Below are 9679 nucleotides of genomic sequence, written 5' to 3'. Positions count from 1 at the left end.
CTTAAAATTTGAAGGAATATGTGGTAACTTGTCGAATGAAATAATAAGGATTTAAATGGTAATTTTTAATTAGGGAAGATAAAGCATAGTTTAAAGGTCTTGCACTTCCTTGAGAAGCGGATGCTAGTTAGTTTTATATCTATTTATATTGTGGAACAATAGGAATTTTAGTTTTCTACTGTTATTAAGCAAAGGGGAAATAGGAGTGCAATATATTTTTGGCATGGCAAAAAAGAAAAAGACGATGATGGTTGTCTTCGCGTTGGCAGTATTCATAATTATTTATTCAGGAATCGCTATGGCTCAGGGTACGGCCACATTGAAGATTACAGCAAGCCTCAATACTTCCACTTATGGGGAGGAAGTAACCTTCACCGTCACCGCCGTCGATCCGGCAATCGGAGGAACGACCCCGAGCGGGACAGTCACGTTCAAGGATGGTATTCAAGACCTTGTAACAACGGGATTAACTAAGGCTGAACCATTAATTACAACAACAAGTACAAGAGTTACTCCTCCTCCTAACGGGTCAGCGAACTGTTCGCCTACTTGTCCCATTATTCAATGGGGAGCTTACACTTTCTGGGCTTACAGTTATTCGGATAATCGCATTGGGATGAACATTGTTACTTACGACGCTTCCGGCAATATTGTTCAGCAATTGGAAAAAGGGGGCGCACGTTATTTATCGAAGATTACGATGGATGCTGCAGCTAAGACCTTCACCTTCTGGGGCCAAGATGACATGACGATTACGGTGGGATGGGGAGAGCTCCTAAGCGCCTCGTCCAGCGCCAGCTTTAAGACATCCGACCTGGCGATCGGTTCGCATTCCATTATCGCTGCCTTCTCGGGGGACGACTCCCATGCCGCAAGCGAAGGGTCCGCTACGTATACCGTACACCCTAGGTACACGGTGGTGTATAACAACAACGGCAGCACAGGTGGAGACGTGCCCGCTAACAGCAGCTCATACAATGGCACTAAGGTGTCGATTTACGGCAACGATGGAAATCTAGTGAAGGTGGGCTACACGTTCGCAGGCTGGAACACGCAAGCAGATGGACAAGGAACTGGCTATGAAACAGACGCTGAGGGCGTAATTGCGTCCGATGTGACGCTGTACGCACAATGGACGAAGGTTTTAGAGGTTGGAAAGGGTACTGAAAACGATCCTTATCAGATTGCAACAGGCGAGGATCTCGATACGGTCAGGAATTATTTGAACTCGGGTCTTTATTATAAGCTTACGGCGGATATTGATTTGAGCAGCTACGGCCAAAGATGGTTGCCAATCGGGGATTCTAGCAACTGGTTCGAGGGCCATATGAACGGCAATGGACACAAGATTACAGGCTTGACGATAAATAAACCAGACGATACTTATATAGGGTTGTTTGGTTATATAGGCAATGATGCGAGTGTTTCCAATATGATATTGGAAAATGTAAATGTTACAGGTAGACAAGATGTAGGTGGCTTGGCAGGCCGTAACCTTGGCGGAGAGATAAGCAATAGTTACGTAACAGGAAGCGTATCGGGAAAAGCCTCCAATGTAGGCGGTTTGATTGGCTACAATTACTACAATGGATCGGTTAGCAACAGCTTTGCCACGGCAAATGTAACAGGAAGCAGCTCCAATATTGGGGGTTTAATTGGTAATAATTATGGAACGATTAGCTACAGCTATGCAGCAGGAAATGTGACAGCAACCGGAACCGGTACCAATATAGGCGGTTTGATTGGGAGTAATAGCGGAACAAACAGCTACGGCTATGCAACAGGAAGTGTAACAGGAACCGGCACCAAAGTAGGCGGTTTGATTGGCAATAATACTGGAACGATTAGCTACAGCTTCTACGACTCGATTACAACTGGACAATTGGATACAGGCAAAGGCGTTGGCCAAACGACCACAGAGATGAAAATGCAAAGTACTTTTGCGGATCAAAGCTGGAACTTTACGAGTACATGGGGAATAAGCCCATTGCGAAATAACGGATATCCTTACTTGCAAGCGATACAAAAATATGTGACATATGACGGAAACGGAAACACAGGCGGAAATGCGCCGATTGACAGCACGTCGTACTCGCCAGGAGTAACTGTCAAGGTTGACAGCAATGCAGTAACTTTAGTCAGAGCGCACTATACGTTTGCAGGTTGGAATACGAAAGCCGACGGCAGCGGAACGGATTATGCTGCAGGTGCTGCATTCAGCATGGGCGCGTCCAATGTGACATTGTATGCGCAGTGGACATTGAACCCGACATACACAGTGACGTATAACGGCAACGGCAGTACAGGAGGAAGCGTACCAACCGACAGCGGCTCATATGAGCAAGATGTTACGGTATCGGTATACAACAATAACGGAAATCTAGTGAGAACACACTATACGTTTGCGGGCTGGAACACGAAAGCGGATGGAACTGGAACGGACTATGCTGCAGGCTCTGCATTCAACATGGGCGCATCCAATGTGACACTGTATGCACAGTGGACATTGAACCCGACATACACAGTGACGTATAACGGAAATGGCAGTACAGGCGGAAACGTACCAACCGATAGCGGCTCGTATGAGCAAGGCATTACGGTATCGGTAAACGATAATATCGGAAATTTGGTGAAGACGGGCTATACGTTTGCAGGCTGGAATACGCAAGCGGATGGAACTGGAACAGACTATGCTGCAGGCGCTGCATTCAACATGGGCGCATCCAATGTGACACTGTATGCACAGTGGACATTGAACCCAACATATACGGTGACGTATAACGGCAACGGCAGCACAGGAGGAAGTGTACCAACCGACAGCGGCTCGTATGAGCAAGGCATTACGGTATCGGTATACGATAATATCGGAAATTTGGTGAAGACGGGCTATACGTTTGCAGGCTGGAATACGCAAGCGGATGGAACTGGAGCGAACTATGCTGTAGGCACTGCATTTAACATGGACGCGTCCAATGTGACATTGTATGCGCAGTGGACATTGAACCCAACATACACAGTGACATATAACGGCAACGGCAATACAGGAGGAAACGTGCCAACCGACAGCAGCTCGTATGAGCAAGACGTTACGGTGTCGGTGTACAACAACAGCGGAAATCTAGTGAAGACAGGCAGTACGTTTGCAGGTTGGAACACGAAAGCGGATGGAACCGGAACGGCTTATGCTGTAGGCACTGCATTTAACATGGGTGCTTCCAATGTGACATTGTATGCACAGTGGACATTGAACCCAACATATACGGTGACGTATAACGGAAATGGCAGTACTGGAGGAAGCGTACCAACCGACAGCGGCTCGTATGAGCAAGGTGTTACGGTGACGGTATACGATAATATCGGAAATTTGGTGAAGACGGGCTATACGTTTGCAGGCTGGAATACGCAAGCGGATGGAACTGGAACAGACTATGTTGCAGGCGCTGCATTCAACATGGGCGCATCCAATGTGACACTGTATACACAGTGGACATTGAACCCGACATATACAGTGACGTATAACGGAAATGGCAGTACAGGCGGCAACGTACCAACCGACAACGGCTCTTATGAGCAAGGTAATGCGGTAGCGGTATACGACAACCACGGAAATCTGGTGAAAACAGGCTACAAGTTTGCAGGCTGGAATACAGCGCAGGATGGTAGCGGCATTAGCTACGCTGGGGGGGGAGATTTCCTTATAGGCTCGGAGAACGTCACCTTGTATGCGCAATGGCTGTCATCGAACGCATTACTGTCCGCCTTGTCATTAGATAAGGGGACGCTCAATTTTTTACCATTACAGACGACATATGCCGTAGTTGTGGAGAATTCAGTTTCGAGCCTTGATTTTTTCCTGAGCAAAGGGGATCCTACGCAATCGCTAACGGTTACGGGGGCGACCTACAATTCGGAAACAGGTGACGTATATTCCTACAATGCTTCGAGCTTGGCCATCGGACCTAACCCTATTAAGATTACAGTGACGGCTCAAGACGGCTCAAACACGACATACGTGATTACGATTACCCGAGAAGGTATTATGGGAGTGCCGATGAAGTTAGACCCTTCGGTACGTACGCTTACGTACCCAGGCGGTCTCGTAATTAGGCTGCCTGACGGTTTGATGATTCCCGAAGGGGCGACATTGATGGTGCAAGAATCAAACGTCGCGCCGTCCGGAGAGGTTAAACTCGCTAGAGCCGGACAGGTTATCAACTTTCAATTTGAAGGTATAACCATTACTCAACCCGTACAGATTACACTCGGGTATGACGAGAGCTCTGATCGGAGTAAACTCGCAATTTATTATTACAACGTGTCTACTGGCAAGTGGGAATACAACGCTTCTCGAGTAACGGACGATGGCATCGAGACGACGGTCAGCCATTTCTCCACATACGGGGTGCTTGCGGATACGACCGCACCGAATCAGGTAACCATCACATTGAGCGCAAAAACGGCAAACTCGATCGAACTTCATCTTGCCGCAAACGATGATTCCGGCGTGGCCAAATATATGATTTATCGTGATGGGACGCTCATTGTGGAAACGGCGGAAAGTACGTATGTCGATACGGGGCTTTCTGCTTCGAAGACATATACCTATACCGCAAAAGCTGTCGATATGCTGGGGAATATTTCGAATGCTAGCGAAAGCATGATAGTCGCAACAAGCGGAGATGGCGGCGGCTCATACAATCCAGGCTCGCCAGTGACGGACTCCAAGGTCACCTCCACAGATGGCAATTTAACGCTTCCCGCAGGAAAAGTGGGAGAGGTTAGCCTCGGAGATGAGATTAAGATTGTCATTCCCGCACATGCAACCCGCAAAGAGCTGGAATTAAGGATTAACAAAGTCACTAACATACAGGCGTTAATTATGAGCAAGGACGTTTTGCTCAGCCCGGTATTTGAAATTGTGAAAAACTTTACGGAGAACTTTGACAAACCTGTTACGCTCTCTCTTAAATTTATTTCAAATAGCTTGAAGGGCAATGAGAAGCCGGTCGTCTTTTATTATGACGAATTAAAGAAGGAATGGATAAAAGTCGGCGGCACCGTTAGCGGCAGCAACATTACCGTAGATGTCAATCACGTCGCAAAATATGCTGTATTTGCGGTAGCGGATGCTGCCCCTCCGGCAACAGTGAGCTTCAGCGATATCGCCGCACACTGGGCGCAAGCTAGCATCAAGCAAGCGGTAAGCGCCGGCATCGTCAGCGGTTATCCAGACGGCACGTTTAAGCCGGGCCGTACCGTTACCCGCGCAGAATTTACGGTTATGCTAATGAACGCGCTCCAACTGCAACTGGATGGAGCAGAGCTGACGTTCAGCGACAGTTCCAAAATCGGCTCCTGGGCACAGAAATCTGTCGCACAGGCAGTGAACGCGGGTATTATTAATGGCTATGAAGACGGCTCCTTCCGCCCGAATGCGGAAATCACTCGTGCAGAAATGACCGTAATGATTGCAAAAGCCCTAAACCTGGCTGACGGAGCGGCTGCGGCATCTGGTTTTGCAGATGACAAAGATATTCCAGACTGGGCGAAAGGCACAGTGGCGGCACTGAAAAAACTAGGCATTATCGAAGGCAAAAACGCAAACCAATTTGCTCCCGGAGATAAAATGACAAGAGCAGAGGCGGTAACGGTGCTTTTGAAAATGCAGGAACAAAAGAGCAATTAAAGGAATCTGGAGAAAGGCTGCTTTGAAGTCAAATTCAAAGCAGCCTTTTTTTTGTAATCAAATTAACAGCACTTAATGACACTTGGATGAAAATATGATTCTTTATGCCAATTTCCAATACCTATATCCCATCTGGTAGAATAGGGAAAACCTTAATTCGCTATATTCTAGCAGCTTAATTATACGCTTGGGGAGGTAGACCATGGATAAAGAACTAATCGCGCAGCTGGCGCAGTGGCATGAAGATGATGAACACCAGAAGATTGCAGACACCCTGACGGAGATTGCTCCAGAGGACAGAGACTACGAGGTGGTCAGCAGCCTGGGAAGAGCATATAACAATTTGGGACGGTATGAAGAAGCGCTTGAACAGTTTGCCATAATTGCGGAACAGGGGCGCAATGACCATCTGTGGCATTTTCGTGTGGGCTATTCCTACTACTATTTGAATCAATATGAGGAAGCAGTGAGAGTACTGGGTATCGCCCATAACCTTGATCCTGACGATGAGAATACGGCTAGGTTATTGAACTACAGCCAGCGCAAGCTACGCAAAGTGCAGCACGCCGCGGCCAGATGGGCTATGAGAGAGCAGCATAATAATTCGCGAACGGCTGCAGCTCCTTTTGAAGGAATGGCCCTGTCCGATTTTTGGGACGATAGCGATTACGCGCTAAGAGAATATGTATCTGCCCCGCCTACGGATGAGCTAATTGCTTCTTTAGAAGAAGAGCTCGGTTACAAGCTTCCCGCCTCGTATATCAGTCTGATGAAGCAGCACAATGGGGGAGTTCCTTATCCTACTTGTTTTCCGACGGAGGACGCTACCTCATGGGCCGAGGATCACATTGCAATTACGGGCATCATGGGCATTGGTCGCGACAAAAGCTACTCCATCGGCGGCGATCTTGGCAGCTCGTTCATGATTGAGGAGTGGGGTTATCCTGACATCGGCGTGGTAATTTGTGACTGCCCTTCAGCAGGCCATGATGTTGTGATGCTGGATTACCGGAACTGCGGGAGGGACGGCGAGCCCGAGGTGGTTCATGTGGATCAGGAAGATAATTATGAGATTACGTTTCTAGCCGAAGACTTCGAGACGTTTATACGTGGCCTGGTGAGTGAAGAGGAGTACGATACCTCTCAGGAGGATAAAGAGGAGGATTTGCGGAAAGTAGCCGTTGGCAAATTCTCACCCTTGTTAGAACAGCTGTGCAGTCGAGTGCCTGAGGTGGAACAGCTTGAGCAGAAGATCCGTACAGTCTGTACTCGAATCGTTGAAGAAAAGGGACATTTTTCTTTTCATGCGGATGAGCTTTCAACTTTGATGTACGATGTGCAGTTCTGGCTGTACACGAACTCTTATCCGAATACGAGCCGTCAACAATATTTGGATGTATATGAGAAAATGATTGCTTTTGGCGGCGAGTTCGGTCAAGGCGGATATGCTCCCGGCTGGATTAGCGACTGGCTGGATGGGCGGATACGGGAAGGGTTGATTGTTCAGAAAAACGGGGTGATTCGCTTCACAGACCAAGCCCGCTCAGAAGTTATTGCACGGCTGGATGAATCATAATTAGTTGAGATTGACCCTAATTTTTATATATGAGAAAATAATGGGAATTTTTTAAAAGATAGAGGCAAGAGGGAAAAGTTAAATAGCAGGAATGCAAAATGAATGCTAGAAGATGAGAGCTCTGTCGGTTAAAATGACTGGATACGTTTTAGAAGAAAGGATGATAGATATGTCAAATGATAACGAAGCTCGTCTTTCTGCGGGTTCTGTTCGAGAAGCTGGTCGTTACCCTATCGACCTGACAGGTCCTCGTAGCCACACGCTTGTCATTCAGCCCGGTGTGGGCAGTCTATCCATTGGACCTTCGCGATTAGGAAAGAAGGCAGACCTTCACGTCACGCCTAATACGAACATCGATTGGACCGTATTTGATGTCTTTGCGACGCCAGCGGGCTCTCCTTGGCCGCGATTTCTACATTATACAGGCAGTGACGCCGGCTTCTTTGACTGGGCGCAGAAACGTCCCATTGAAGAGATGACGTGGACTCCAATTCTCTCTGCGGATACGCGTGTGGACGCAAGTCATTCCAATTTGCATGGCTTGCATATCAAGTTGGACCAGTCAAAGGAATCTCTAAGGCTGAAGCTTCCAAAGCGGAGTTTCCGCCTGAGCATTTCTGGCGATTTATCACGTTTTTCGGCCGATGGAAACGTACCGTTTTCTCTGACGCTAGCGCCGCGCACCAGCCGACGCAAGAATGATACTCCGTTCTTGATGCCCGACCTCGGTGAATTGCAGCAGGTAACAAGCCTGACTCTCCAAAACGCACCGCTGGGACAGCCCATCTCGTTGGAGTGTCTAAAACGGTTCCCAAACCTTAACTCATTGAGTTTGTGGGGGAACTTTTGTGATCTGGACTTATTGGCTCGTCATGCCCAGTTAACGAATTTGGAGCTGCGCTTCATGCCTGACCTGAAGGACTTGCCGTCATTAGACGAATGGCCGTTGCTTGACCGTTTTATTGCTTATAATGTGGAAGAGAACGCTGGCAAGCGACTAAAACAGCAAATGAAAACACGCGCTAAAATCCGCCCGTGGACCGAGCATGCCTCAGTGAGCCAGTTACGAAAGCCTGAGTGGTGGACGACTGAGTACGGCCGCCCGTTCTCGTCCTGGCCTAAACGTCTGGCCAAGCAGGCTAATGAAGCTTACGATGCTGCAAAGGTAACCTTGGCGGAGGTCCGCAGCTTTGCTGAGGCAGAGGCAGCCATTACCGCTTTCACTGTGCGCTTCAACACCCTCAAAGGTATTGAAACGACCGAACGGGAAGATCTAGGTGAAGCGGTATGGCAACTTAGCCAGTCTGACCACCTGATTGGCCAGCCTATAACAGAGGAGATGGCTCAACGCTGGTTCGATACAGCACGCGATTACTAAATGAACTAAAAAAATTTATGTGGACTAGAAGTTTGGGAAATTGAACATTTTTCTCTAGACATGACTAGGTTGATTGGCGAATGCCTTACAAGCCCATATGAATGTCCAAGCATGGCCATCCGTTGAAGGGTGGCCATGCTTCGTAACTTGCTTTTTTCAAAATGAGCTTATCGCGTGCTTGCTACATAATTATAAATGGTATCTCTGAGCTCAAACTCGTAAGTCAAACCATTAACAATCCCAACAACGCGATCGTTGTCATAAAGGTCAAGCATGAATCCAGCCATTTCTTTCGCGGTATGGAACTTCGGCACAGTCCCGTGATATTCGAATTCGGAGACATCAAAGGAGCGCTTCGCGAATTCTGTTTCTGTTGCGGCAGGCGCTAACACTTTAGCTTGCATAAGTGCAGCTTTACTTTTCAACTCATGAGAGAGTCCTTCAGTAAAGGCACTGACATAGAATTTAGTTGCGCAGTACGTAATGGCATTTCCCACAATCGTATAGCCGCCACCGGATGACACATTGATTAATTGTGTTCCTTCAATATTGGAGTAGTCGCGAACAAAAAGAGAGGAGAGTATTGTCAACGATTCTATGTTCAGATGCAGCATTGCAGATATTTTATCTAAATCTTGCTGGGCTACTGAAGCAAAATTGCCAAACCCCGCATTGTTAATCCAAGTTTCAATCTGGAAACCTTGTAGACTGTCATAAAGCTTATAAGCATTCTCGGAAACGGATAAGTCTGTCGCACGAACGACGACATCCACATCAGGGTAGATACGGGAAATTTCAGACTTTAATTCCTCCAGCTGTTCCTCTCTACGGGCTGCAACAATTAAGTTTTTGCCGCGAGCTGCAAAAGCTAGAGCAGTTTCATAACCTATACCCGAGCTTGCACCTGTAACTACAGTATATTTCATGTGACGTCCTCCCGTTTTCTACAAGAATATATGGTAAGCCAACAACGGTTTAATTATATAGGTTAGAGTTTACTCTAAGTCAAATGTTTTTTATAATTATGGGGATGCTTAAA

At 47.4% G+C, this 9679-nt stretch carries 4 protein-coding genes; 3 read left to right on the top strand and 1 reads right to left on the bottom strand.

Annotated elements, in window-relative coordinates:
• Positions 1-223: 223 nt before the first annotated feature.
• The 3 genes from E0496_RS06680 to E0496_RS06670 all read left to right on the top strand — a co-directional run bounded on the left by E0496_RS06680 (position 224) and on the right by E0496_RS06670 (position 8640).
• Positions 224-5686 carry an InlB B-repeat-containing protein gene (locus E0496_RS06680; RefSeq protein ID WP_206669721.1) on the top strand — a complete coding sequence of 1821 codons (5463 nt, stop codon included), beginning with the start codon at positions 224-226 and terminating at the stop codon, positions 5684-5686.
• 202 nt (positions 5687-5888) lie between these two features.
• A complete protein-coding gene (locus E0496_RS06675; protein WP_141500854.1) occupies positions 5889-7262 on the top strand; it encodes an SMI1/KNR4 family protein in 1374 nt (457 codons plus the stop codon).
• Positions 7263-7431: 169 nt separating this feature from the next.
• Positions 7432-8640 (top strand): hypothetical protein, encoded by a 1209-nt coding sequence (locus E0496_RS06670; protein ID WP_141500853.1) that lies wholly within the window; start codon positions 7432-7434, stop codon positions 8638-8640.
• 167 nt (positions 8641-8807) lie between these two features.
• Here the strand turns inward: E0496_RS06670 and E0496_RS06665 are convergent, their stop codons facing one another.
• Positions 8808-9566 carry an SDR family NAD(P)-dependent oxidoreductase gene (locus tag E0496_RS06665; protein ID WP_141500852.1) on the bottom strand — a complete coding sequence of 253 codons (759 nt, stop codon included), beginning with the start codon at positions 9564-9566 and terminating at the stop codon, positions 8808-8810.
• Positions 9567-9679: the final 113 nt, after the last annotated feature.

The organism is Paenibacillus luteus (assembly GCF_006542765.1).
In the GTDB taxonomy this organism is placed as follows: Bacteria; Bacillota; Bacilli; order Paenibacillales; family Paenibacillaceae; genus Pristimantibacillus; species Pristimantibacillus luteus.
The sequence above is the reverse complement of the archived record's forward strand: the minus strand, read 5'-3'. Positions and strand labels throughout refer to the sequence as shown.

Coding starts and splice junctions, on each gene's coding strand:
- E0496_RS06665 (WP_141500852.1), bottom strand. CDS start 9,566: ATGAAATATACTGTAGTTACAGGTGCAAGCTCGGGTATAGGTTATGAA.
- E0496_RS06680 (WP_206669721.1), top strand. CDS start 224: ATGGCAAAAAAGAAAAAGACGATGATGGTTGTCTTCGCGTTGGCAGTA.
- E0496_RS06675 (WP_141500854.1), top strand. CDS start 5,889: ATGGATAAAGAACTAATCGCGCAGCTGGCGCAGTGGCATGAAGATGAT.
- E0496_RS06670 (WP_141500853.1), top strand. CDS start 7,432: ATGTCAAATGATAACGAAGCTCGTCTTTCTGCGGGTTCTGTTCGAGAA.